The organism is Mycobacterium sp. 852002-40037_SCH5390672 (assembly GCF_001665875.1).
Classification (GTDB): domain Bacteria; phylum Actinomycetota; class Actinomycetes; order Mycobacteriales; family Mycobacteriaceae; genus Mycobacterium.
Genome location: NZ_LZTA01000122.1, coordinates 28,546 through 53,125 on the forward strand (window position 1 = coordinate 28,546; position 24,580 = coordinate 53,125).

General features: G+C 66.2%; 18 protein-coding genes. 8 read left to right on the forward strand and 10 right to left on the reverse strand.

Annotated features, from left to right (window positions below):
* Window positions 1-104: 104 nt before the first annotated feature.
* The gene (locus tag A5782_RS22170) at window positions 105-1,904 is read left to right on the forward strand and encodes an NRAMP family divalent metal transporter (protein WP_067104235.1); all 1,800 of its coding nucleotides are present in this window, start codon (window positions 105-107) and stop codon (window positions 1,902-1,904) included.
* Here the strand turns inward: A5782_RS22170 and A5782_RS22175 are convergent.
* A complete protein-coding gene (locus A5782_RS22175; protein ID WP_067104236.1) occupies window positions 1,899-2,840 on the reverse strand; it encodes an NADP-dependent oxidoreductase in 942 nt (313 codons plus the stop codon). The two genes, A5782_RS22170 and A5782_RS22175, sit on opposite strands and share 6 nt — an antisense overlap.
* 184 nt (window positions 2,841-3,024) lie before the next feature.
* Between A5782_RS22175 and A5782_RS22180 the strand changes: the two genes are divergently transcribed.
* Window positions 3,025-3,633 carry a hypothetical protein gene (locus A5782_RS22180; protein WP_067104237.1) on the forward strand — a complete coding sequence of 203 codons (609 nt, stop codon included), beginning with the start codon at window positions 3,025-3,027 and terminating at the stop codon, window positions 3,631-3,633.
* An 11-nt stretch (window positions 3,634-3,644) separates the two neighbouring features.
* Here the strand turns inward: A5782_RS22180 and car are convergent, their stop codons facing one another.
* Together car and A5782_RS22190 are read right to left on the reverse strand one after the other, a co-directional pair.
* Window positions 3,645-7,226, reverse strand: coding sequence for a carboxylic acid reductase (gene car / locus A5782_RS22185; protein ID WP_304440357.1), 3,582 nt, complete (start codon window positions 7,224-7,226; stop codon window positions 3,645-3,647).
* A gap of 145 nt (window positions 7,227-7,371) precedes the next feature.
* The gene (locus tag A5782_RS22190) at window positions 7,372-8,127 is read right to left on the reverse strand and encodes a L,D-transpeptidase family protein (RefSeq protein ID WP_067104238.1); all 756 of its coding nucleotides are present in this window, start codon (window positions 8,125-8,127) and stop codon (window positions 7,372-7,374) included.
* A 391-nt stretch (window positions 8,128-8,518) separates the two neighbouring features.
* Here A5782_RS22190 and A5782_RS22195 point away from each other — a divergent pair, with 391 nt between their 5' ends.
* A complete protein-coding gene (locus A5782_RS22195) occupies window positions 8,519-9,451 on the forward strand; it encodes a LysR family transcriptional regulator (RefSeq protein WP_067104321.1) in 933 nt (310 codons plus the stop codon).
* Here A5782_RS22195 and oxc read toward each other — a convergent pair.
* Window positions 9,435-11,195 carry an oxalyl-CoA decarboxylase gene (gene oxc, locus A5782_RS22200; protein WP_067104239.1) on the reverse strand — a complete coding sequence of 587 codons (1,761 nt, stop codon included), beginning with the start codon at window positions 11,193-11,195 and terminating at the stop codon, window positions 9,435-9,437. The two genes, A5782_RS22195 and oxc, sit on opposite strands and share 17 nt — an antisense overlap.
* 266 nt (window positions 11,196-11,461) lie before the next feature.
* Here oxc and A5782_RS22205 point away from each other — a divergent pair, with 266 nt between their 5' ends.
* Window positions 11,462-13,072, forward strand: coding sequence for a FadD7 family fatty acid--CoA ligase (locus tag A5782_RS22205; RefSeq protein WP_067104240.1), 1,611 nt, complete (start codon window positions 11,462-11,464; stop codon window positions 13,070-13,072).
* Between the two features lie 9 nt (window positions 13,073-13,081).
* Here A5782_RS22205 and A5782_RS22210 read toward each other — a convergent pair whose 3' ends face one another.
* Together A5782_RS22210 and A5782_RS22215 are read right to left on the reverse strand one after the other, a co-directional pair.
* Window positions 13,082-15,250, reverse strand: coding sequence for an elongation factor G-like protein EF-G2 (locus tag A5782_RS22210; RefSeq protein ID WP_067104241.1), 2,169 nt, complete (start codon window positions 15,248-15,250; stop codon window positions 13,082-13,084).
* Between the two features lie 141 nt (window positions 15,251-15,391).
* Entirely contained in the window at window positions 15,392-15,817 is a 426-nt protein-coding gene (locus tag A5782_RS22215) for a TIGR03668 family PPOX class F420-dependent oxidoreductase (RefSeq protein WP_067104242.1), read from the reverse strand.
* Between the two features lie 172 nt (window positions 15,818-15,989).
* On the opposite strand from A5782_RS22215, the gene A5782_RS22220 reads away from it, so the two are divergent.
* The 4 genes from A5782_RS22220 (at window position 15,990) to A5782_RS22235 (ending at window position 21,114) form a co-directional block, all read left to right on the forward strand.
* Entirely contained in the window at window positions 15,990-17,072 is a 1,083-nt protein-coding gene (locus tag A5782_RS22220) for a S1C family serine protease (RefSeq protein WP_067104243.1), read from the forward strand.
* Window positions 17,073-17,193: 121 nt separating this feature from the next.
* Window positions 17,194-18,966 carry a maltose alpha-D-glucosyltransferase gene (treS, locus tag A5782_RS22225; RefSeq protein WP_067104322.1) on the forward strand — a complete coding sequence of 591 codons (1,773 nt, stop codon included), beginning with the start codon at window positions 17,194-17,196 and terminating at the stop codon, window positions 18,964-18,966.
* Between the two features lie 52 nt (window positions 18,967-19,018).
* Window positions 19,019-20,368 carry a maltokinase gene (locus A5782_RS22230; RefSeq protein WP_067104244.1) on the forward strand — a complete coding sequence of 450 codons (1,350 nt, stop codon included), beginning with the start codon at window positions 19,019-19,021 and terminating at the stop codon, window positions 20,366-20,368.
* Between the two features lie 59 nt (window positions 20,369-20,427).
* On the forward strand, window positions 20,428-21,114 hold the full coding sequence (locus A5782_RS22235) for a YoaK family protein (RefSeq protein WP_067104323.1): 687 nt from the start codon (window positions 20,428-20,430) through the stop codon (window positions 21,112-21,114).
* Between the two features lie 59 nt (window positions 21,115-21,173).
* On the opposite strand, the gene ag85C is transcribed toward A5782_RS22235, so the two are convergent.
* The 4 genes from ag85C to A5782_RS22255 form a co-directional block, all read right to left on the reverse strand.
* Window positions 21,174-22,214 carry a diacylglycerol acyltransferase/mycolyltransferase Ag85C gene (ag85C, locus tag A5782_RS22240; protein ID WP_067104245.1) on the reverse strand — a complete coding sequence of 347 codons (1,041 nt, stop codon included), beginning with the start codon at window positions 22,212-22,214 and terminating at the stop codon, window positions 21,174-21,176.
* A gap of 233 nt (window positions 22,215-22,447) precedes the next feature.
* Complete coding sequence (locus A5782_RS22245; protein ID WP_067104246.1) at window positions 22,448-23,266, reverse strand: ABC transporter permease; 819 nt, start codon at window positions 23,264-23,266, stop codon at window positions 22,448-22,450.
* The gene (locus A5782_RS22250) at window positions 23,256-24,095 is read right to left on the reverse strand and encodes an ATP-binding cassette domain-containing protein (RefSeq protein ID WP_067104247.1); all 840 of its coding nucleotides are present in this window, start codon (window positions 24,093-24,095) and stop codon (window positions 23,256-23,258) included. The genes A5782_RS22245 and A5782_RS22250 overlap by 11 nt, the downstream gene beginning before the upstream one ends.
* The gene (locus A5782_RS22255; protein ID WP_067104248.1) at window positions 24,092-24,544 is read right to left on the reverse strand and encodes a MarR family winged helix-turn-helix transcriptional regulator; all 453 of its coding nucleotides are present in this window, start codon (window positions 24,542-24,544) and stop codon (window positions 24,092-24,094) included. The genes A5782_RS22250 and A5782_RS22255 overlap by 4 nt, the downstream gene beginning before the upstream one ends.
* Between the last annotated feature and the right edge of the window lie 36 nt (window positions 24,545-24,580).

Sequence of the window (24,580 nt, forward strand, 5' to 3'; positions counted from 1 at the left end):
GGCGGCGGGCGCCACAGCGTCGCCCGTCGCCGTAGGCACGTGCAGTGCCGCAAGCACAACTGCCTCACCGCGAGGTGAGAACCGTTGGAGATAGCGAGGATCCGATGACTTCGATCCACCCCGGCGGCGGCCGCCGCTCCTCGGTGTTCGGCCGAACGGCTACCACGGGGCAAAACGAGCGCTCGGATGTGCAAAGCCCTGCCGTGTTGGACGCCGCGCACGTCGGCGACATCGTCGGCGCGTTCGGGCGCATCCGCCGCGACGGGGACGCTGCCTTTAGCGGACGCTGGCGCCGTCTGCGGACCCTGGCGGTCATCACCGGTCCCGGACTGATCGTCATGGTCGGCGACAACGACGCCGGCGGCGTCGCGACCTATGCGCAGGCCGGCCAGAACTACGGCATGGGCCTGTTGTGGACGCTGGCACTGCTGATTCCGGTGCTGTACGTGAACCAGGAGATGGTGCTGCGGCTGGGTGCGGTGGCCCGGGTTGGGCACGCGCGCTTGATATTCGAGCGGTTCGGCAAGTTCTGGGGCGCTTTCAGCGTCGGTGATCTGCTGGTCCTGAACGCCCTGACGATCGTCACCGAATTCATCGGTGTCTCACTGGCTCTCGGCTTCCTGGGTTGCCCGAGGATCATCGCCGTCCCGGCCGCCGCCGTGCTGCTGTTCGCCGTGGTGGCGGGCGGGTCGTTCCGCCGCTGGGAGAGGTTGATGTTTCTGCTGATCGCGGTGAATGTGCTGATCATCCCGATGGTGTTGCTGGTGCGTCCAACTCCCAAAGCCACCGTGGCCGGGCTGATCCCGCAGTTCCCCGGTGGACTCAACTCGACGGTGCTGCTGCTGGTGGTCGCGATCGTGGGCACCACGGTCGCGCCGTGGCAGCTGTTCTTCCAACAGTCCAACGTGGTGGACAAGCGCATCACCGCCCGCTGGATTCCTTACGGGCGAGCGGATTTGGCCATTGGAATCGTCGTGGTCATGGTCGGCGCAACAGCGCTGATGGCGGTGACGGCGTTCGGATTGGGCGGCACACCCGATGCGGGCCATTTCACCGATGCGGGCGCGGTCGCCGCGGGGTTGTCGAAGCATCTGGGCAGCACGGTGGGGGTGTTGTTCGCGATCATCCTGCTGGACGCGTCGCTGATCGGGGCCAACGCCGTTGGCCTGGCGACCACCTACGCGGTGGGCGATGCCCTGGGCAAGCGGCACTCGCTGCACTGGAAGATCAGCGACGCGCCACTGTTCTACGGCGGTTACGCGATACTGCTCGCGGTTTCGGCGGCGGTCTCCTTGAGCCCCGATCACATCCTGGGGCTGGTGACCCAGGGCGTGCAGGCACTCGCCGGGGTGCTGCTTCCCTCGGCCACCGTCTTTCTGGTGCTGCTGTGCAACGATCGGGCGGTGCTGGGACCGTGGGTGAACACGGTGCGGCAGAACATCATTGCGTGGGCCATCGTGTGGTGTCTGGTGTTGCTGTCGCTGGCGTTGACGGCGACGACGTTCTTCCCCGGCCTCGCCACGACCACCATCGAGGCGGGGCTCGCGGCCGGCGCGGTGGTGGGCATCGTCGGCGGCGCCGTGATGATCCTCGCCGGCCGGCGACACCGGAACCTGGCCGAGGCCGAGGCGATCGTGCGCACGCTCGGCGGCGGCCTGGACCCGGAAGAGGTCGACGAACTCGACGATGCGTCGTCGCTGACGCGTGCCGAGCGGCGGGCCGTGCGTCGTCAGGACCGGGCCGGCTGGCAGACTCCCAACCTCGCGATGCTCGATCGTCCGACGATGTCGCCGATGCGCCGGGCGGGGCTGTTCACCCTGCGGGGGTACCTGGTGGTGGCCATCGCTTTCGTGGTCATCAGAATCGTCCAGGCCGGCGTTGTCGGTCCGGCGGTCTCGCTATGAGTTAGTCGGCAGCAGAACGATTTTCCCGTGGGTGTGCCGCTGCTCGAGCTCGGCATAGGCATCAGCGACCCGGTCCAACGGGTAGGTCGCGGCGATGTCGAACTCGATGGTGCCCGAAACGACCAGGTCGGCCATCTCGGCGAGCACTTCGGGCGTCGATGCTTCCATGCTGCCCTCGGTCTTGGCGCCCACCTCGCCCGCCTTCTGAAACGAGATGATGGTGTCGATCCGCTCGGGCGCCACGCCGAGATCGACGGCGAGCTGGACGTAGTCCGGGCCGAACAGGTCGATGAAGGCGTCGATTCCGCCCGGCGCCGCCTCGCGCAATCGCTCAGCGAGTCCGTCACCGTAGGCGATCGGAATGACGCCATGCGCGCGCAGCCAGTCTGCGTTGCCCGGCCCCGCGATGCCGAGCACTCGCGCCTTGCGCAACACCAGAAGCTGCACGACGAGGCTGCCCACCCCGCCCGCGGCGGCGGACACGGCAATCGTCTCACCCGGCTGAGGCGCCACCGCGCGGACAGCCGCGTAGGACGTGGCACCGACCACATAGAGCGAACCCGCTACCTCCCAACTGAGTTGGGGAGGCTTGCGGATCAATTGGTCCACCGGAACCGCGGTGTGGGTGGCGTGGCTGGACCGGCGCAGGCTGAATCCCAAGACCTCGTCGCCGACCGAAAACTCGGTGACCCCGGGTGCCACGGCGGTGACGACGCCGGCGAGGTCGCTGCCCTGGCCGGAGGGAAAGGTGGCCGGGAACATCTCGTGCATCGCCCCGACCCGGATCCCGGCCTCACCGGGGTTTATCCCGGCGGCTCGAACTTCGACGACCACCTCACCCGGTCCGGGGGACGGCATCTCGATATCCGCCACGTACAGCACCTCTCGTCCGCCATAACCGTCGAACCGTACTGCGCGCGCCGTTGCAGCCGTCATACCGATCTCCCTCCACGCCGGGACGCTATTATCCACGCCAGCATAGGCACGCCAAGGTGTGCTACCCACCGGGCGCCGAGTGGGCATATGTTCGTAGCCACCCTGGTTCACACCAGCATTTCGCCGGCGGCGTCGGGGGCCGTGGTGAAAGGCGGATACCGATAACACGTGGGAGGAAACATGCGTGGAAATTGATCGGATCGGCATCGCCGGCTGGGCCGTCGTCTTCGTCGTGGTTGGCTCCGCGAGCACCGGGTGCGGCGGCGCTGACAAAGCCTCGCCGCCGTCGTCGAGTGCCCCCGCTTCGACCAGTTCGAGCGCGGTCACCGGGCCACCGTCGGGCCGGCCCTCGGATTACGGGTTCTTGCTGATCAAGCCGAACGACGTCGGTGGCGGCCTCACCGCGCCCCAGTCGCCGATGCTCAACCCCAACAATGCACCGGGAGTCGCCCAGCTGTTCGCCAACGCGGACAGTAGCCGCCGGCTGTGGGACACCATCGTGGTCGCCGCCGATCCGTCGGCGGCCGCGGCCGAATTGGCTACCACCCAAGGCAGTTACAACGGCAAGGTAAGTGGGAACTGGCAACCGCTTGCCGTCGGCTCCAATGGGACAACGATTTCGGGCACCTCACCGGACAATTCCCAAGCGATGATGGTCTTGGCCTTCATCGAAGGCAAGGCCGTGGTCACGCTGGAATTCGACAGCGCGCCCAACGACCCGATCGATCCGGCCGTCGCCCTCGACATCGGTCGCAAGCAGGATGCCGCGATCAAGAACGGGCTGCCCGGCTAGCTCAGTCGCATCTACACCAGGCCCAGCAAGCGCAGATCCGCGACGTACTTTTTGATCAACGCCGCCGATAGATGCGGAATATCCTTGTCTGTGCCGATTTTGGCTGACTGCACGGCGCTCCGGAAGACGTCGGTGGGGGCCGGCGCACCGCGCAACGGCGCCTCCGGCTTCCGGTAAGCGTCCAGTAACGGCAGCACCGAATGCTGACGCTGCTTGTCCGGCAATGCGCGAAGGGCCGTAGCGAACCGGCCCAACCATTCGTCGTAGTCATCGATGCGCCGGATGTCGTGCCCCGCGGCGATCAGCCAGTCGACGAACACGTCCAGCGAGATGCCGTCGTCGTGAGGGTTCATCACGTCGAAGGAGTGGTACGTCCCGGACTCATCAGCGCCAGTGGCGATCTGCCCACCGAGAGTGGTAACCGCTTCGGCCACGAAGTCGGCGGGCAACCCGTCGTAGTGGGCCACCGACCGGTTTCCCTGCGGATCGGGCTGGTAAAAAGAGGCCGGTGCGATGCCGGTGGTCAGCAAGCTGAATATCAACCGGGTGAACGCATCTGGCACATTCAGTTGCCCGGCATACCGGCTGTGCGCCAGGATCATGTCGGACCGGAATACGGCCACCGGCAACCCGCACGTGTCGTGCGCCTCGCGCAGCAACACCTCGCCGGCCCACTTGCTGTTCGCGTACCCGTTCGCATAGCTGTCATCGACCGGCCGTAGCGCGCTGACGAGACGGATGTCACCGTCCTCGACGAACGTGCCCGGATCGACCGACAGGGCCACCGCGACGGTCGACATATACGTGACAGGTTTGATCCGCGTTGTCATTGCCAGGCGAATCAATTCGGCGGTGCCCACGACGTTGGGGCCGAACAGTTGGTCGTAGGGCAGCACGTGGTTGACCAGCGCGGCTGGGTGCACGATCAGATCCACACTTTGCGCAAGGTGCTCCCAGGTCGGCTGCGGCAGGCCAAGTTTCGGCTCGCCGATATCGCCGACGATGACCTCGAGGTGGTCGGCGGCCAGGGCGCGGAACCGCTCCAGCAATTGCGGATCCCCGCTGTCGAAGACAGCCTCCAGCCGTTTGGTGGCGGCCGCGGTATCCGCGGCGCGGATGATGGAGATGAGTCTTCCACCGGTTTCGGCAAGCCGCTCGAGCCACTCCAGAATGAGGAAGCGGCCAAGGTAACCGTTGGCGCCGGTGAGCAGGACGGTGTGCGGTGTGCCGGTGGCGCGCGGCAACGTCGGGGCCTCGGCCAGGGTTGCGGCGTCGATGAACTTGTCCAGCGTGAGGTCCGCGGCGCGCACCTGCGTGGCACCTCGCCCGTGCACCGTGGCGAAGGTCGGCCGCCGTGACCCCGATTCACGCTCGGACTCAACGTATTCCGCGAGCTGAGCCAGATCGGTTGCCGGGCCCGTGATCATTCCCACGGGCACGTCGACGTCGAAGATGTCACGCAACAGGTTGGAAAAGGTCAGTGCCGACAGGGAATCGCCACCGAGATCGATGAACAGAGCATCGGGCGCCGGCGGACCGCCGGCCAGGCCCAGCAGCGCCTCGGCGGCGTGGGTCAGCGTGACGATCACCGGGCGGTCGGCGGCACCGTCGCGCAAGGCGCGCAATTCGGTCACCCGGTTTTCGGCCAACTCTGCATATAGCTGTTCGAGCCGAGCACCGTAGTGCTCTTTGAGCTTTGGCCGCAGCAGCTTGCCCACTCCGGAGAGCAGGCCGTTGTCCTCACTGAACGGCTCGGTCTCGACCACAAAGTCGACGGGCACCTCGTACGACTGCAGCTCGGCGAGTTTTGCTGCCTGGCGCAGGGATTCGCCGAGGGCGGCTTTCAGTCCATCGGCGTCACCGGCGAACTTCTCCGCGGCGTCGTCGGTCGGAACGACAACGGCCAGCAGATACGGCCGTTCGCTGTTGCCGTAGACGAAGATCTGACGAACCAGAGCCGCGCTGGAGAACACCGCTTCCAGGCGTGCCACGGCGACGAACTCACCCTGCGCCAGCTTCAGCACGTTGTTGCGGCGGTCGACATAGGCGAGCAGACCCGGCTCCAGTTCGGCCATCACGTCACCCGTGCGGTAGTAGCCGTCGGGGTCGAAGGCGTTGGCGGTGACATCGGGTCGTTTGAAGTACCCGGGTGTGGCGGTCAGCGACTTCACCAGCAGTTCGCCTCGTGGATAAGGCTTATCGGTGAGGAAATAACCCAGCTCGGGAACGTCGATGAGCTTGTAGTCCAGCACCGGAGGCTGGATGATCCGGCCGTCCTTGGTCACCATGCCGACCTCGGTCAGGCCGTAGCCGTCGAGAACGTGGACGCCCAAGCAGGTCTCGATGAAACCGCGCATCTCCGCCGCCAGGGGTGCCGTGCCGCAGAAGGCGGTCACAATGCGTCCACCGAGGACCTGCTCGCGCAGCTCGGCTCGTGCCTGCGCCTCGGCGGCGGTGGTGTCGGCACCCGATGCTTCGAGTCGATCGACGGCACTTTGGTAGCGCTGGTACAGCATTTCCGCCACTCGTGGTACCAGTCCCATTTCGGTGGGGCGCACCAGGTTCCAGTCGTCGAATAGGGTGGACAGGTCGCTTTCCGGGACGAAATAACTGGTGCCACCGGCTTGGAACGCCGTCGACAGCGGTATCCGGCCGCCCAGGTGATTCAGCGGCATGAAATTCACGTTGATCACAGGCGTGTCGGTGAAGTCGGGCATCAGTTCGGTGGTCCACAGCTTGCAGAGCATCCGCTCGGTGTACATGGCACCCTTGGGCAATCCGGTGCTGCCCGACGTGTACATGATCATGGCCAGCCGCTCATCGGTGTCGCCGGTGAACATCGGTTCCGGCGGCAGGCTTCGCCCGCGTTCGATCATCTCATCGAGAGTCTCGATGGTCACCGCGATCCCGGCGCTGGCCAGCTTCGCCTGTGCGCGTTCGACAGCCTCGCGTTGCTCGTCGACCTCGGGTTGGTAGTCGAAAACCACGACCCGCCGCAACGACGAGCTGCCCAGCGCCGCGTCGACGGCGAGGTCGAGATAGCCGACACCGGCGGCCAATATCGATGGCTCGACCTCGTCGACGATCGGCTTCAGGCGTGACGCGGACGTGTTGTGCTGCAGCGGAACGGCCACCAGACCGAGGTAGCCGCATACCAGATCGAGGGTGAGGTATTCGGCGCTTGCGAAACCGACGGTGGCGACGAAGTCTCCGGGCGCAACTGGATTCGTGGCGTCGTTTCGCCATGCGCCCGCGATGGCGCGGACCTTGGCCCACAGGTCGCGGTAGGTGATGGTGTCGAACCGGGGGAGCAGTTGCGCGCTGGTGCGGCCGGTTGCGGGGTCCGTGTTCAATGCGCGGGCCCGCCAGCCCAGTGCTGGGCGATCGGCATAGCCGTCGGCAAAGATTTCCAGGATCTGCGGGAGTCGGAGGTTGGGTTCGCGTGCCGCGCGCTGTAAGGCGGAATCGGGCTTGGTGTTGCGGAACTGTTCGTCGCGGGCGTCCAACTCGCGGATGCGTTCGGCGACCTGCTGCCGCGCGGCGCTGATCGGGCCTGTAGAGCTAACTTTCGCGTGCTTCGCTGCACCGGTCATGGGCCGCCTCTCGTTCAGATCCAGTCGTCTACCGGAACGAACGCCCGCGGGCCAGGCTTCCGTTCAACGGCTGTGACGGTCATCACAACGCCCCGTTGGCCTGCGCAAGCGAGCCAAGGCCGCGCCGCGGATTCGGCGGTGACGCTCAGGCCACGACCTGAATGGGGTCGCCGACATTCACCTGGTTGAAGTACCACGCGGCATTGTCGGGGCTGAGGTTGATACAACCATGACTGACGTTGGCGTAGCCCTGGGAATCAACCGACCACGGGGCCGAGTGCACGTAGACACCACTCCAGGTGACGCGAACGGCGTACTGGGCGGTGATCTTGTATCCCTCGGGGGAGCTGAGCGGGATGCCGATGGTCCGCGAGTCCATCACCACGGTGCGCTCCTTTTCCAGCGCGGTGAAGCTGCCGATCGGGGTGGGCCGACTGGGCTTGCCCATGGACGCCGGCATGGTGCGCAGCACCTCGCCGTCCTTGCTGACGGTGAAGGTGTGCTTGGAGATGCTGGCGACACCGAGCAGCGCATCGCCGGTGTCGAAGCCGGTCGTCAGGGCCTGTATGCCCACCGAGACGTGGGTGTGGGCGGGCCAATACTGGTTGGGAACCCACTGCACCACGGTGTTCTGGACCCATTCGAAGTGCCCGGGGGTACCACCGGGCGACGTCACGTGGATTGACCGCTCGACGGCGGCCCGATCGGCCACCGGCGCGGTGAACGTCACCACGACCGGGTGCGCTACACCCACCACGGCGCCGTCAGCGGGCAAAACCGAGGCGACTTCGGGGGTGGGTTGCGGTACCGGCACGGCGGCGGTGCTGCGACCGATCGATCCCACCAGGCCCATCGCCGTGATCGCGACCATAACAAATAGATAACGAACACCTCGACGCATAGCGTCCACCCTTCGAGATGGTGCGATCAACACACGGATATCCTACTGGTTACCCGCTGATCACCGGTTTCAGCAAACAATGACAGCTTGGCTCGCTCGTCACGGTAACGATCCGATCACCGATCGAGTTCGGTTGCTTCAGGTGCGCAACGAGTGGGTATGGCCGCCGGCATTGCGTGGGCCAGGCATCAGATTCCAGCCGCACTTGGGTGAAAGCCACACCGATGCTTCGGTATTCGCGGGGGCTGCAACACCGAGCGGCCCAGAAGCAGCGAATCTCCACAAATCGTGAGCCAACCGTGGCGGGGGCTTGCTTGGCCCACCTGCCTGCAACGCGTTAGCCTCAGCGAGATCGGTGCCCAAAGGCCCAGCCCGAACACGAGGAGTGCGGGTGCTCTTCCGTCAACTGGAGTACTTCGTTGCGGTCGCTTCCGAGCGGCACTTCGCGCGGGCGGCCGAAAAGTGCTTCGTATCCCAGCCGGCGCTGTCGGCGGCGATCGCCAAGCTGGAACGAGAACTCAACGTCACGCTGATCAACCGCGGGCACAGCTTTGAAGGTCTCACGCCCGAAGGGGAGCGGTTGGTGGTGTGGGCCAGGCGGATTCTCGCCGAGCACGATGCGTTCAAGTCCGAAGTGGACGCCGTGCGCTCGGGCATCACCGGAACGCTGCGGCTGGGTACCGTTCCCACCGCGTCCACGACGGCGTCCCTGGTGCTCTCGGCGTTCTGTTCGGCACACCCGTTGGTGAAGGTGCACATCCTCTCCCGGCTGGCCGCCACCGAACTGTACCGCCGCCTGCGCGAGTTCGAGCTCGATGCCGCCATCGTGCATGCGGCGCCCGACGAGGCTCACGACGTCAACCTGATTCCGCTTTACCAGGAGCGCTACGTGCTGCTGGCACCGGCGGAGATGGTGGGATCCGGTGCGGCGACGATGACCTGGGCGCAGGCCGCGCAGCTGCCGCTGGCGTTGCTCACCCCCGATATGCGCGATCGCCAGATCATCGACAAAGCCTTCGCCGACCATTCCATCACCGTCAGCCCGCAGGTCGAAACCGATTCCGTCGCATCGTTATTCGCCCAGGTTTCTGCGGGTAACTGGGCGTCCGTCGTGCCGCACACGTGGCTGTGGACGTCGCCGTTGGGCCCCGACATCCGGGCGGTGCAAATGGTGGATCCGGTGCTCAAAGCCGATGTCGCCCTGGCCACCAACTCGACCGGCCCCGGTTCACCGATCGCCCGCGCGCTGGCCGCGTCCGCCGGGCAGCTGGCACTGAACGAGTTTTTCGACGCGCAGCTGTTGGTGCTTACCCGCCGACGTTGACCGCGGCCGGCGGTGTGGCAGCACTGGCCGGGTTCCGGTTGGCCAGATGCCCGCTTTCCACCCCCGCCGCCGGATCGAGTTCACAATCGATAATCGACGGCGCCCCAGAGCCAATGGCTTCGATCAGCGCCGCGCGCAGCCCTGACGGGGTGGTGACGTGGTATCCCTTGCCGCCGAATGCTTCCGCGAGCAGCTCGTGGCGCGCCCGGCCGTTGAGCACGGTCGGTGCCGGGTCCGACGCCGCTGCAGCCGTGCCGGGTGTGGCCTCGTCGCCGCGGTAGACGCCGCCGTTGTTGAGGATGACGACGGTCACCGGCAGCCGGTAGCGGCAGATGGTCTCGATCTCCATGCCGCTGAAGCCGAATGCGCTGTCACCCTCGATCGCGACCACCGGTCTGCCGGTCTCCACGGCGGCGGCGATGGCATACCCCATCCCGATGCCCATCACGCCCCAGGTTCCGGTGTCGAGCCGGTGTCGCGGCAGTTCCATGTCGATGACATTGCGGGCCAGATCGAGCGCATTGGCTCCTTCGTTGACGACATACACGTCCCGGTTGTTCTGCAGCACCGAGCGAATCGCACCCAGGGCGTTGTAAAACCGCATGGGGTGCGGATCTTCGGCCAGGCGCTCGCGCATCTTGGCATCGTTACGCGCTCTGCGCTCGGCCAGTTCGCTGGTCCATTCCGGTGGGGCGGTGATCGGGCGGGCGGCCAGGCCGTCACACAGCGCGGACATCACCGAGCCGATGTCGCCGGCCAGCGGCGCGGCGATCTGCCGGTTGCTGTCGAACTCGCAAGCGGCGATGTCCACCTGCACGAATTTGACGTCGGTCTTCCACTGCGGCGAATCGCCATGACCCAGCAGCCAATTCAACCGGGCGCCGACCAGCAGGACCGCGTCGGCACGCGCGATCGCCAGCGATCGGGCGGCCGCGGCGGACCGTGGGTGCGAATCCGGCAGCAGGCCCTTGGCCATCGACATGGGCAGGAACGGAATGCCGGTGGCCTCCACGAACTGCCGAATCACGTTGTCGGCCTGCGCATACGCCGCGCCCTTACCGATCACGATCAACGGCCGCTGCGCCGTGGCCAGCACGTCCAGCGCGCGGTCGACCGCGTCGGGTGCCGGCAGCTGCCGGGGCGCGGGGTCGATGACCCGCCAGACGGCGTCCGCCGCGGCGCCAGCGTCCATGGCCTGGCCCAGAATCTCACCGGGGATGTCCAGGTAGACGCCGCCGGGCCGTCCGGAGACCGCCGTGCGAATGGCGCGGGCGATACCGCGCCCGATGTCCTCTATCCGGCCGATCCGGTAGGCCGCCTTCGCGAACGGCTTCGCGGCATTGAGCTGGTCGAGGTCCTGGTAATCGCCACGCTGGAGATCCACCAGCGCTCGATTGCTGGATCCGGAGATCTGAATCATCGGAAAGCAATTCGTCGTTGCGTTCGCCAGCGCGGGTAGTCCGTTGAGGAAGCCGGGCCCGGACGTGGTGAGGCACACCCCGGGTCGGCGGGTGAGGAATCCGGCGGCGGCCGCGGCATTGCCGGCCGATGCCTCCTGACGAAAGCCGATGTAGCGGATTCCGGAGGCCTGCGCGGCGCGGGCGAGGTCGGTGATCGGGATGCCGACGATCCCGTAGATGGTGTCGACGTCGTTGGCTTTGAGCGCGTCCACCACGAGATGAAAGCCGTCGATCAGACGTGTCGGCTCGGGTGCCGGACTTCCAGATGCCGAAGCTGTGGACATGTGGCGCCTCCTCGGATGCATGCGTCGGCGGCTGGTGGGCGCGCCACGGCGGCTACTGCCGTAGCCATCACTGTGACCCCCGCGCACACCGCGTGTCCAAGACGGGAGCGCTATCCACCGATTTACGTTCTCTATCGCGGCAGGTCACCGGGATGCGCCAGGCATCAATAGCTGGCGATTATCGATCGTGAGGGAATCGATATTGGACGGACGGGAGCGACACGCGGCAGGGTGGCACCGGTAGCAGAAGTGGAAGGAGTGTGGCGATGAGCTCTGACGCGATTGCCGGTGGCGAGCTCACGGCAGCAACGGAATCCGCGAGCCCCCGCATCGCTGACCTGGTTGAGGCGACGGCACGCCGGTGGCCGCAGGCACGGGCGCTGGTCGTCACCGCCGAGCGCATACCGGTCAACTACCGCGACTTAGTCCGGCTGGTCGATGATCTGGCCGCACAGCTCAAGGCCGGTGGCCTGCTGCCGGGGGACCGGGTCGCGCTGCGCGCCGGCAGCAACGCCGAATTCGTCATCGGGCTGCTGGCGGCGTCGCGCGCGGATCTCGTTGTGGTTCCGCTGGATCCGGCTCTGCCCGTGGCCGAGCAGCGTGCCCGCAGCGAAGCGGTCGGCGCCCGGGCGGTGCTTGTCGACCGGCCCTGCGACGCCGACAGCGACAAGGCTGCATCGGGCAGCTTGCCGTGGTGGCCGATCGCGGTGACCGTCGGGTCGCCCGGCAGCGCCCCGGCGGTCAGCCTGGATGTCGCCGCGGCGCCCCGACGCGACGTGTCGACACCGGAGGGGCTGCGCGACGACGACGCCATGATCATGTTCACCGGCGGAACCACTGGTGTGCCCAAGATGGTTCCCTGGACGCGCCACAACATCGCCGGTTCGGTGGCGGCCATCGTCGCCGGGTACGGGCTGGGTCCGCGGGACGCGACGGTGGCGGTGATGCCGCTCTACCACGGGCACGGCCTGCTCGCCGCGCTGCTGGGCACGCTGGTGTCCGGGGGAGCGGTGTTGCTGCCCGCGCGCGGAAAATTCACCGCGCACACGTTCTGGGACGACATCGAGGCCGTCGCGGCCACCTGGTATACGGCCGTCCCGACGATCCATCAGATCTTGTTGGAACGCGCCCGGACCGAGCGGCCGGGCAGCACGCCCGCGTTGCGGTTCATCCGGAGTTGCAGCGCGCCGCTGACCGCCGAGACGGCGCAAGCGCTGCACGACACGTTCTCGGCGCCGGTCGTGTGCGCCTTCGGGATGACCGAGTCGACCCACCAGGTGGCAACGACGGCCATCGGCGGCGCCGGCCATAGCGAAAACCCGGGAGCCACACCGGGTCTCGTCGGCCGGTCGACCGGACCCGAAATCCGGATTGTCGGGCCCGACGGTCAGGAGCTGCCCGCCGAGACCGTCGGCGAGGTCTGGCTGCACGGACCGACCGTGGTGCGCGGCTACCTCGGCGATCCGTCCATCACCGCCGCCAACTTCACCCGGGGCTGGTTGCACACCGGCGACCTGGGAACCCTGTCACCGGCCGGCGACCTCGTCATCCGCGGCCGGATCAAGGAGCTCATCAACCGGGGCGGAAAGAAGATCTCGCCGGAGCGCGTCGAGGGCGTCCTGGCCACCCACCCCGACGTGCTCGAGGTGGGCGTGTTCGGCATGCCCGACAGGCTGTACGGCGAGACGGTGGCCGCGGTCATCGTCGCGCGCGGATCCGCCACTCCGACGGCCGAAGAGCTGGCGGCGTTCTGCCGTGACCGGCTGGCCCCCTTCGAGGTGCCGACAGACTTCCAGCAGGCCGGCGAGTTGCCGCATACCGCGAAAGGCTCGCTCGACCGGCGGGCGGTGGCCGAGCAGTTCGGTCGCAAGGCCTGAAGACCGTGGCTAGACCGAAGCGTTCAGCCGCGCGGCCGCGGATTCCGGCATGGGTTCGTAGCGGGCGAACGACCGGCTGAACGAGGCGGCCCCGTGCGCCAGTGACCGCAGGTCGATGGCGTAGCGAGTCAGTTCCACTTGGGGCACCTCGGCTTTGACCACGGTGCGTTCGTCGCCCGCGGTGTCGGAGCCCAGCACTCGGCCGCGCCGGCTGGACAGATCACCCATGACCGCACCGACGAAATCGCCGGGTACCAGCACCGAGATCTCGTCGATGGGCTCGAGCAGCGCCACCTTGGTCGCCGCTGCCGCCTCGCGCAGCGCCAGCGAGCCGGCCATCTGGAATGCGAAGTCCGACGAGTCGACGCTGTGCGCTTTGCCGTCGAGCAGGGTGACGCGGATATCGACCACCGGGTAGCCCGCATGCACTCCCTTCTCCATCTGGGCGCGCACCCCCTTCTCCACGCTCGGAATGAATTGCCGCGGCACCGCCCCGCCGACCACCTTGTCGACAAACTCGAACCCCGAGCCTTCCGGCAGCGGCTCCACCTCGATGTCGCACACCGCGTACTGGCCGTGTCCACCGGATTGCTTGACGTGGCGACCATGGCCTTTTGCCTTGCCGCCGAACGTTTCTCGCAGCGGGACCCGCAGTTCCACGGTATCGACGGTGACACCGTACCGATTGGCAAGCGCGTCGAGCACCACACCGGCGTGCGACTCGCCCATGCACCACAGCACGATCTGATGGGTTTCGGAGTTCTGCTCGATCCGCAGGGTCGGATCCTCGGCGGCCAACCGTCCCAGCCCCACCGACAGCTTGTCTTCGTCGGTTTTGGCGTGCGCCGCGATGGCAACTGGCAACAGGGGCTCGGGCATGGTCCACGGCTTCAACACCAACGGTTCCGACTTGTCCGAGAGCGTGTCACCCGTTTCGGCGCGGCTGAGTTTCCCGATCGCGCAGATGTCACCCGCCACCACGGCCGGGGCGGGGCGCTGTTGCTTGCCCAGCGGGAAGGACAGCACCCCGATGCGCTCGTCCTCGTCGTGGTCGGGATGCGCATGGCCCCTGGAGTCGAAGCCGTTGGTCGCGCCGAAGAATGACGCAAAATGGCCCGACACATGGACCGTCGTGTCGGGCCTGATGGTGCCGGAGAACACCCGGACCAGGCTGACCCTGCCCACGTAGGGGTCCGACGTCGTCTTCACCACCTCCGCGAGCAGCGGCGCGTCCGCGTCACACGTCAGGCCGGCGTGCGGCGCACCGATCGGCGTGAAGACTTCCGGCAGCGGGTGTTCCATCGGAGACGGGAAGCCGCGCGTGGCGACCTCCAGCAATTCCAGGGTGCCGACGCCGCTGCTGCTGCAGACCGGGATCACCGGAAAGAACGATCCCCGCGCGACGGCCCGCTCCAGATCCGCGATGAGCACGGACTCGTCGATGGCCTCACCCCCGAGATAGCGGTCCATCAGCGACTCGTCCTCGGACTCCTCGATTATTCCTTCGATCAGGGCGCCGCGCGCTTCCTCGATTTGCCCGGCGTCGGAGGGATTCGGCGGTTGCACGGTCCGTTTCCCGTCGGTGTATTCGTAGCGCTTCTGTGACAACAGTCCGATCAGGCCGTGGCAGGAGGGCAGGTCCGTGGGTAGGTAGAGCGGTAAAACCTTGTCGCCGAATGCATTCTGTGCGGCAGCCAACGCCTCGGAATAATTCGCGCGGGTGTGGTCGAGCTTGGTGATGACCACGGCGCGGGGCATGCCGACCTGGTTGCATTCTTGCCACAGCGCTTTGGTGGGCTCGTCGACGCCTTCGTTGGCCGCGATCACGAACAGCGCGCAATCCGCAGCCCGCAGCCCGGCCCGCAGCTCGCCGACGAAGTCGGCGTACCCGGGTGTGTCGACCAGGTTGACCTTGACGCCGTCGTGCGACAGTGACGCCACGGCGACGCCCACCGATCGTTGCTGGCGGATCTCGGCGTCGTCGTAGTCGCAGACCGTGCTGCCGTCGGCGACCGAGCCGCTCCGGGTCAACACACCGGCGGCGACCAACAGGGCTTCTACGAGAGTGGTTTTGCCGCCACCCGACGGGCCAACCAACACCACGTTGCGAATTTCGTCCGGACCGTTGGCGGTAGGAGCGTTCCCCGCTCCTTGGGAATTATTTGTCCTGTCGGCCATGACTTTCCTCCAGGTTGCCCATGGCGCGCCGTTGCTGACCTAGCTGGCACCTCTCTAGCTACCATTCACCCAACTCCGGTAGACCACAAGACCGTCCGGCCAGATGGGCTGCCTGCTCCCACGGGCGGCACCGGCCACCGCTTAGGAGTGCCAGCTGGACCAACGCTGAACGGCTACCTCGATCACCGGGCCGTCCAGTGAAACAGATTGATACTGAGGGTATTTCGCACGCAGCAGGCGGCATCCGTTATCGACGGCGTCCCCAGCGGTGTGGACCGTGGCGACACCGTCGACCCGTACCCACCACAACTGGGTCCAATCGTCGGCGTAGTGGTCGACCAGCAGGCTCACTTGGGGGTTGCTGTCGATGTTGGCCAGGCGACGCAGCCGCAGCGTCGTTTTCGGCTTCGCGTCGACGGCCGTGTACACGATGTCGGATCCGTCCCGGCCGTCGGTGTCGACCGCGAATACCACCGGCACCAGGTGCGGTCGGCCGCCGGGCGCGACCGTGGCCAGTCGGGCTACCGGGGACCGGGTGAAGCTGGCCTTGGGGTCGAAATCGCCCACGGTGTCAGCTTAGGACCTGGGCTAAATGACGGCAGGAGCCGATGAGGTTGATCAGAACCTGGCGCGTGCCGTGCATAGCTACCTGCATTACGGTTATATACACACAAATGTGCCGCCAAGAGCCTGAGGCCGGGACAGTTTGTTCTTACCGCAAAGCAGGAGGGTGACACCGATGAGCAAATCGCACCACCGCTTGGTCTGGTGGTCATGGTTGGTGAGCGTGCTGACCGTGGTGGGACTGGGCCTCGGCTTCGGCTCCGGTGCGGGCCTTGCGCCGGCGGGGGCGTCACCGTCGAACCTGGCGCTGGATCGGTTCACCGACCGTCCCCAGGCGCCGCTGGATCCGTCGGCGATGGTCGGTCAGGTGGGGCCGCAGGTGGTCAACATCGACACCAAGTTCGGCTACAACAACGCGGTGGGCGCCGGAACGGGCATCGTGATCGATCCCAACGGCGTCGTCCTGACCAACAACCACGTGATCTCCGGTGCCACCGAAATCAGCGCATTCGACGTCGGCAACGGGCAGACATACGCCGTTGACGTGGTCGGGTACGACCGCACGCAGGACGTCGCGGTGCTGCAATTGCGCGGCGCGGCGGGCCTGCCCACCGTCGCGATCGGCGGCGAGGCCACGGTGGGAGAGCCCATCGTCGCGCTCGGAAACGTCGGTGGCCAGGGCGGCACGCCCAACGCGGTGACCGGCAAGGTGGTTGCCCTCAACCAGAGCGTCTCGGCAACTGACACGCTCACCGGCGCGCAAGAGAGCCTGGGCGGACTGATCCAGGCGGACGCCCCGATCAAGCCGGGTGATTCCGGCGGGCCCATGGTGAACAACGCCGGACAGGTGATCGGCGTGGACACCGCCGCCACCGACAGCTACAAGATGTCCGGCGGCCAGGGCTTCGCCATTCCCATCGGCCGCGCGATGGGGGTTGCCGGCCAGATCCGGTCCGGCGCCGGCTCGAACACGGTTCACATCGGTCCCACGGCGTTCCTCGGCCTGGGTGTGATGGACAACAACGGCAACGGCGCGCGGGTGCAGCGGGTGGTCAACGCCGGTCCCGCCGGTGCGGCCGGAATCGCGCCCGGCGACGTCATCACCGGCGTCGACAACGTCGCGATCAACGGGGCGACGTCCATGACCGAGGTGCTCGTTCCGCATCACCCCGGAGACAACATCGCGGTGCACTACCGGTCCAATGACGGCGGCGAGCGCACCGCGAACATCACACTGGCGGAGGGACCGCCGGCCTGACATGCGCGCCGACGAGACCCGCCCGGCGATCAATTCGATTGCCACCGGGCGTGTTTCGTCATAAGCGTGTGGGCGTGATTCCGAAAGTCGCGCCCAGGGTATCCGTGGCATCGTGGATTTGATGAACGACGCAAGAGAAGCTGTCGAGCACCATCCCGAGGGGGGCAGTCACGTCCAGGACGGCGTCGTGGAGCACCCGGATGCCGAGGACTTCAACAACGCCGCCGCGCTGCCCACCGACACCACCTGGTTCAAGCGCGCCGTGTTCTACGAGGTGCTGGTGCGGGCGTTTTACGACGCCAACGCAGATGGCGCCGGTGATTTGCGCGGTCTGCTGGGCCGCCTTGATTACCTGCAGTGGTTGGGCATCGACTGCATCTGGCTGCCGCCCTTCTATGACTCGCCTTTGCGCGACGGCGGGTACGACATCCGGGACTTCTACAAGGTGCTGCCGGAGTTCGGGACGGTCGAGGATTTCGTCGCGCTTCTTAACGCCGCGCACGAGCGGGGAATCCGGGTCATCACCGACCTTGTGATGAACCACACATCGGATTCACACCCTTGGTTCCAGGAGTCACGGCACGACCCCGACGGCCCGTATGGCGACTTCTACGTGTGGAGCGACACCAGCGAGAAGTACACCGACGCCCGGATCATCTTCATCGACACCGAGGAGTCGAACTGGACGTTCGATTCGGTGCGCAAGCAGTTCTACTGGCACCGATTCTTCTCCCACCAACCCGACCTGAATTACGACAACCCGGCTGTGCAGGAAGCCATGATCGACGTGCTCCGGTTCTGGCTCGAGCTGGGGATCGACGGTTTCCGGCTGGACGCGGTGCCCTATCTGTTCGAACGGGAGGGCACCAACTGCGAGAACCTGCCCGAGACCCACGCCTTCCTCAAGCGCGTGCGCAAGGTCATCGACGACGAGTTCCCGGGCCGGGTGTTGCTGGCGGAGGCCAACCAGTGGCCGGCCGACGTGGTGGAATACTTCGGCGACGCCACCACCGGCGGCGACGAATGCCACATGGCGTTCCACTTCCCGCTCATGCCGCGCATCTTCATGGCGGTGCGGCGTGAATCGCGGTTTCCGATCTCGGAGATCCTGGCCCAGACGCCCGAGATCCCGGACATGGCGCAATGGGGAATCTTCCTGCGTAACCACGACGAGTTGACGCTGGAGATGGTCTCGGACGAAGAACGCGACTACATGTACTCCGAGTACGCCAAAGATCCACGGATGAAAGCCAACGTCGGGATTCGCCGCCGGCTGGCGCCGCTGCTGGAGAACGACCGCAATCAGATCGAGCTGTTTACCGCGCTGCTGTTGTCGCTGCCGGGGTCACCGGTGCTTTACTACGGCGACGAGATCGGGATGGGTGACGTGATCTGGCTGGGTGACCGCGACGGGGTGCGCACACCGATGCAGTGGACCCCGGACCGCAACGCGGGCTTCTCCAAGGCCAACCCCGGCCGGCTGTATCTGCCGCCCAGCCAGGACTCGGTCTACGGCTATCAGGCCGTCAACGTCGAAGCCCAGCGCGACACCTCGACGTCGTTGCTTAACTTCACCCGCACGATGCTGGCCGTGCGGCGCCGGCACGAGGCCTTTGCGATCGGAACCTTCGAAGAGTTGGGCGGCTCGAACCCGTCGGTACTGGCGTTCGTGCGGCAAGCATCCGACGATGGTGACACCGTGCTGTGCGTCAACAACCTGTCGCGTTTTCCCCAGCCGATTGAACTGAATCTGCAGCATTGGAGCGGTCGTACACCCGTAGAGCTGACCGGGCATGTGGAGTTTCCGCGCATCGGTCACCTGCCCTACCTGCTGACGCTGCCGGGACACGGGTTCTACTGGTTCCAGCTGACCGGATGCGAGGAGGACGGATGATTTCTACTCGTGCCGTGACGATGCAGAGCGAAGCGATGAGGAGTGGCGCACAATGACTCAGCCAGCCAAGCTGCCTTGGTCTGAGTGGCTTCCACAGCAACGTTGGTACGCCGGGCGCAACCGTGAACTGTCCAGCGCGGAGTCCGGCGTTGTCGTTCCGCTCCGCGACGACATTGACCTCATTCTGGTCGACGCGGACTACGCGGACGGTTCCCGGCACCGGTATCAGGTGATCGTGCGGTGGGATTCCGCGCCGGTCTCCGAATACAGCAGCGTCGCCACTATCGGCGCCGCCGACGATCGGACCGCCTTCGACGCGATGTTCGATGCCGCTGCACCGCAGTTTCTGCTCTCCCTGATCGATTCGTCGGCCGTGCGCAGCGCGTCGGGCACCGAGGTGATCTTCGCCAAGGAGCCGGGCGCGGACCTTCCCCTGGAGGCGATGGCCCACGTATCCGACGCCGAGCAGTCCAACACCAGCGTCATCTTCGACCGAGACGCCATCTTCAAGGTGTTCCGCCGGGTCAGCAGCGGCATCAACCCCGACATCGAGCTGAACCGCGTGCTCGGGCGGGCCGGCAACCCGCATGTCGCGCGGCTGCTGGGAACCTACGAGATGACCGGGTCGGACGGCAGTGCCGACGAGGCGTGGCCGCTGGGCATGGTGACCGAATTCGCCGCCAACAGCGCCGAGGGCTGGGCGATGGCCACCGCCAGCGTTCGTGACCTGTTCGCTGAAGGCGACCTGTATGCGTACGAGGTCGGCGGCGACTTCGCCGGTGAGTCCTACCGCCTCGGCGAAGCCGTGGCTTCCGTGCACGCCACCTTGGCCGAGACCCTCGGCACCTCGCAAGCCGTATTTCCGTTGGACAACGTGCTGGCGCGGCTGTCCTCGACCGCGGCGCTGGTTCCCGAGCTGAAGGAGCACGCGGCGGCGATCGAAGAGCGTTTCCAGAAGTTGGTCACCGAGACGATCACCGTGCAGCGCGTCCACGGTGATCTGCACCTGGGTCAGGTGCTGCGTACACCGGAGCGCTGGTTGCTCATCGATTTCGAGGGCGAACCGGGACAGCCGCTCGAGGAGCGCCGCGCGCCCGATTCAGCGTTGCGGGACGTGGCCGGCGTGCTGCGGTCGTTCGAGTACGCCGCGTACGGGCCACTGGTCGACCAGGCGGACGACAAGCAATTGGCGGCCCGGGCCCGCGAGTGGGTCGAGCGCAACCGCACCGCGTTCTGCGACGGCTACGCCGCCGCCTCCGGGATCGACCCGCGCGATTCGGCCCAGCTACTGGCCGCCTACGAGCTCGACAAGGCCGTCTATGAGGCCGGCTACGAAGCGCGGCACAGGCCGGGGTGGTTACCGATTCCCTTGCGCTCCATCGCTCGTCTCACCGCTGCCTAGCGGGTCGCCGCCATCGGCCGTCGGCTGCGAGCGCCGCGGCTGTCTGACAGCATGTGCGTGTGCCGAGTGACATCTACAACAGCGAGTCGCGGTTGTCGTGGGTGCTGGCAGCGCTCGCGGGCGTGCTGGGGGCAACCGCCTTCACCCACTCCGCCGGCTACTTCGTGACATTCATGACCGGCAACGCCCAGCGCGCGGTGCTCGGGTATTTCCGCGGCGACGTCCTGCTGTCGGCCACGGCGGGGGTGTTGATCGTGTGCTTCGTCGCGGGCGTGGTGGTCGCCTCGGTCTGTCGGCGGCATTTCTGGGTGGCGCACCCGCACGGCCCGACGGTGCTGACGACGTTCAGCCTGGCGGCGGCCACCCTGGCCGACGTCGTTGATGAGGGCTGGGAAGAGAATCTGCTCGATTTCGCGCCCATCATGTTGGTGGCCTTCGGAATTGGCGCTTTGAACACGTCATTCGTCAAGGACGGTGAGGTGTCGGTCCCCCTGAGCTACGTGACCGGGACGCTGGTGAAGATGGGCCAGGGGATCGAACGCCACATCGCCGGCGGATCGTCATCGGACTGGTTGGGCTACTTCCTGCTGTTCGCCAGCTTCACGGCGGGCGCGACGGTGGGCGGCTTCGTCAGCACCCTGGTCAACGGGACGTGGATGCTGGTGGTGGCCACCGTCGTCTGCGCGTTGACCACCGCTTACACCTACTTCCACTCCGATCGACGGGCCCTGCTCGACGAGACGTGAAAAAAGCATCGGCAGTAGCGCTGACCGGTGCGCTACTGCCGATGCTGGCCTGCAGGGTTTTAGGTGGCCGGTTGCGCCGGTTGCGCCGGTTGTGCCGGTTGTGCCGGTTGCGCCGTCGTATTGCTGGCCAGGAGCACCTGCTGCATGTCGGGCTTCATGGCCATCAACTGCTGGTTCCAGTAGGGCCACGAGTGTGTCCCGTTGGCCGGGAAGTTGAACACCCCGTTGCGTCCACCGGCGGCCGCGTAGGTGTTCTGGAACTGCTGGTTGGTGCGCAGCGTCATGCCCTCCAGGAATTTCGCCGGCATGTTGTCGCCGCCGAGGTCCGTGGGGGTGCCGTTACCGCAGTAGACCCAGATGCGGGTGTTGTTGGCGACCAGCCGCGGAATCTGGATCATCGGGTCGTTGCGCTTCCACGCCGGATCGGTGGACGGACCCCACATGCTGTTGGCGCTGTAACCGCCGGAGTCGCTCATTGCCAGGCCGATCAGGGTCGGCCACCAGCCCTCGGATGGGTTGAGGAAGCCCGACAGCGCGGCCGCATACGGGAACTGCTGCGGGTAGTAGGCCGCCAGGATCAGTGCGGAGCCGCCCGACATCGACAGCCCCACCGCAGCGTTGCCGGCCGGAGAAACCTGCTTGTTGGCCTGCATCCACAAGGGCATTTCCTGGGTCAGGAACGTCTCCCACTTGTAGGTGTAGTTCTGTCCGTTACCCGATGACGGCTGGTACCAGTTGCTGTAGAAGCTGGACTGGCCGCCGACCGGCATGATCACCGAAAGGCCGGACTGGTAGAACTCCTCGAAGGCGGGGGTGTTGATGTCCCAGCCGTTGTAGTCGTCCTGCGCGCGCAGGCCGTCGAGCAGGTAAACGGCATGCGATCCGCCGCCTTGAAATTGGACCTTGATGTTTCGGCCCATCGACGGCGACGGCACCTCCAGGTATTCCACCGGAAGCCCCGCCTTGGAGAAGGCCCCCGCGACAGGGGAGCCGCCGGAGGCCACGGCGAGACCGGACATCAGGGAGGCCCCCACAGCCGCGATCGCCAGTCGGCGCGGCATGGTAGCCGCGGCGCCACGCAACTTTTCGAAGAACGACATAGCTCTCTACCCATCCCAACTTTCATCTGCCGCATGGTGCGGTCGAATCTGTTCTCGGGGAGTGAAACACAGCGGGAGGGCCGAATTCCCTTGTCGCGGCCGCGATGACAGATCGCGGTTAGCTAACGATTGGGCGTCGCCCAGAAATCGTCACGGCCTGGTCACGATCGGCTTTCGGAATCCGCGGCCACCTTGCGATGCGCTAGCAGATGCGCTATCGCGTCGGCGACGGATCAGGCGACCAGGCGGCGCAAAAGCGTTGATGCCGTAATGATTCCGAGCACGGCGGCGACCACCAGCACGGCGATGTCCGCGGGGTTGAACGGGGTGCCGATCAACAGCGCCCGCAGCGCGTTCACCTCGTAACTGAGTGGATTGACCTTGCTCAGCACGTGCAGCCACGCCGGCATCACATCGACCGGGTACAGCGCGTTGGACGCGAAGAACAACGGCATCGTGATCGCTTGGCCGATGCCCATCAGGCGGTCGCGACTGCGCACCAGACCGGCCAGCGTCATCGACAGGCAGGCGAAGAACGCGGCGCCAAGCATGACGATGGCCATCGCGGCCACGATCCGCAACGGATTCACCGTCAGGCCGACGCCCATCACATACGCCAGCGCCAGCACGCCGACCACCTGGGCCACCGAACGAACCCCGGCCGCGAAAGCCTTGCCGGTGATCAGCGCCGACGCCGGAGCCGGCGTCACCATGAGCTTGGCCAGCACACCGGCGTCGCGGTCCCAAATGATCTGTATCCCATAGAAAATGGAGATGAACAACGCCGACTGGGCGATGATCCCCGGTGCCAGAAACGCCAGATACGACACCGATCCGGTGGGGATGACATGCAAGTGGCTGAAGGTGGTCCCGAAGATCAACAGCCACAATGCGGGCTGCACCATCCGGGTGACCAGCTCGGTCCTGTCGTGTTGCAGCTTCTGCAGTTCGACGATCGCGAACGCTCCGATGCGGCTGGACAGCGCGCCGACTCGTTGCCATCCGCGCGGGGCCCGAAGCAGTGTTCCGGCTAGGGCGCTATCAACCGACACGGCGCGCCACCTTTCTGCTGGAACGGATTTCACGAATGGATCCGTTGGCATCCGCCGGATCCGCTTCGTCGGCCAAACCCGAGGCCGCGTAATAGCGGAACACATCCTCGAGGGTGGCCCCCGGCGACACCTTGGATATCTGGGCCTTCAACTTGTCCGGTGCGCCGACGGCCCGCAGCTGACCGCGGTGCATCAGCGCGACCCGGTCACACAGGGCGTCGGCTTCCTCCATGTAGTGGGTGGTCAACAGCACGGTCATGCCGAACTGCGCCTGCATCGATTGCACCTGCCCCCACACGCCGTCACGCGCGATGGGATCCAGTCCGACGGTCGGTTCGTCGAGCACCAGCAGTGAGGGGCGGTTGACCAGCGCCTGGGCCACCTCGAGGCGGCGGACCATGCCGCCGGAGTAGGACGACGCCAGCCGGTCGGCCACGTCGATGAGATCCATGGCGACCAGCGCCTGATCGACGCGGTCAGTGCGCTCGGTGCGAGGCACCCCGTACAACCGCGCGAACCATTGCACGTTCTGCCGGCCGGTCAATGCGGGCTCGATCGAAAGTTGTTGCGGCACATAGCCGATGTTGCTTCTGATGTCCGTGGTCTGGCGGCGCGCGTCCATTCCGAAAATGCGCAGTGCACCGTCCTGCACCGGGGTCAGCGTGGTCAGCATCCGGACCATGGTCGTCTTGCCGGCGCCGTTGGGCCCCAGGAGGCCCATGGTTTCGCCGGGGCGTACCTGCAATGTCACATCATCGACGGCGGTGAACTGGCCATAGCGGTAGGTCAGGTTCCTGCCGTCGACCGCCATCGGCAGCGATCCGCTCATGATCGTCGCTCGCGCATTTTTTGGGTCATCGTGTCGAGGACCTCCAATCCCTTTGTCAAAGACTCGATTTGGTCGTCGTCAAGCTCGTCGATCACCTCGGACAACAATGCCCGGCGGGTGGCGCGGGATGCGTCCACGACCTGTTGCGCGGGCTCGGCGAGCCGGAGTTGGCACACCCGGCGATCGCTGTCTCCAGCTGTCCGCACCAGCAGTCCGCCGGACACCAGCTTGGTGACCAGGGTCGAGGCGGTGTTGGGCACCAGCCCCAGCTCGGCGGCCGCGGCGCTGACCGAAATCCCCGGTCGCCGCCCGACCAGCCACAACAGCTCCGACTGCGACTCGGAAAGCCGCGATGAATCGAACGCGCGGCCAGCCGACCTGCGGAGTTGCCGGCGAAACCTGCCGACCACACCGAACAGCTCGACTGCTACATCAGTGCGTGATTTCATATGCACCCATAATACCTCTGTAGCCGAGCTATCTAT

Coding starts and splice junctions, on each gene's coding strand:
- ag85C (WP_067104245.1), bottom strand. CDS start 22,214: ATGTCGTTCTTCGAAAAGTTGCGTGGCGCCGCGGCTACCATGCCGCGC.
- A5782_RS22190 (WP_067104238.1), bottom strand. CDS start 8,127: ATGCGTCGAGGTGTTCGTTATCTATTTGTTATGGTCGCGATCACGGCG.
- car (WP_304440357.1), bottom strand. CDS start 7,226: ATGACCGGTGCAGCGAAGCACGCGAAAGTTAGCTCTACAGGCCCGATC.
- oxc (WP_067104239.1), bottom strand. CDS start 11,195: ATGTCCACAGCTTCGGCATCTGGAAGTCCGGCACCCGAGCCGACACGT.
- A5782_RS22210 (WP_067104241.1), bottom strand. CDS start 15,250: ATGGCCGACAGGACAAATAATTCCCAAGGAGCGGGGAACGCTCCTACC.
- A5782_RS22175 (WP_067104236.1), bottom strand. CDS start 2,840: ATGACGGCTGCAACGGCGCGCGCAGTACGGTTCGACGGTTATGGCGGA.
- A5782_RS22220 (WP_067104243.1), top strand. CDS start 15,990: ATGAGCAAATCGCACCACCGCTTGGTCTGGTGGTCATGGTTGGTGAGC.
- A5782_RS22230 (WP_067104244.1), top strand. CDS start 19,019: ATGACTCAGCCAGCCAAGCTGCCTTGGTCTGAGTGGCTTCCACAGCAA.
- A5782_RS22255 (WP_067104248.1), bottom strand. CDS start 24,544: ATGAAATCACGCACTGATGTAGCAGTCGAGCTGTTCGGTGTGGTCGGC.
- treS (WP_067104322.1), top strand. CDS start 17,194: ATGAACGACGCAAGAGAAGCTGTCGAGCACCATCCCGAGGGGGGCAGT.
- A5782_RS22170 (WP_067104235.1), top strand. CDS start 105: ATGACTTCGATCCACCCCGGCGGCGGCCGCCGCTCCTCGGTGTTCGGC.
- A5782_RS22205 (WP_067104240.1), top strand. CDS start 11,462: ATGAGCTCTGACGCGATTGCCGGTGGCGAGCTCACGGCAGCAACGGAA.
- A5782_RS22250 (WP_067104247.1), bottom strand. CDS start 24,095: ATGAGCGGATCGCTGCCGATGGCGGTCGACGGCAGGAACCTGACCTAC.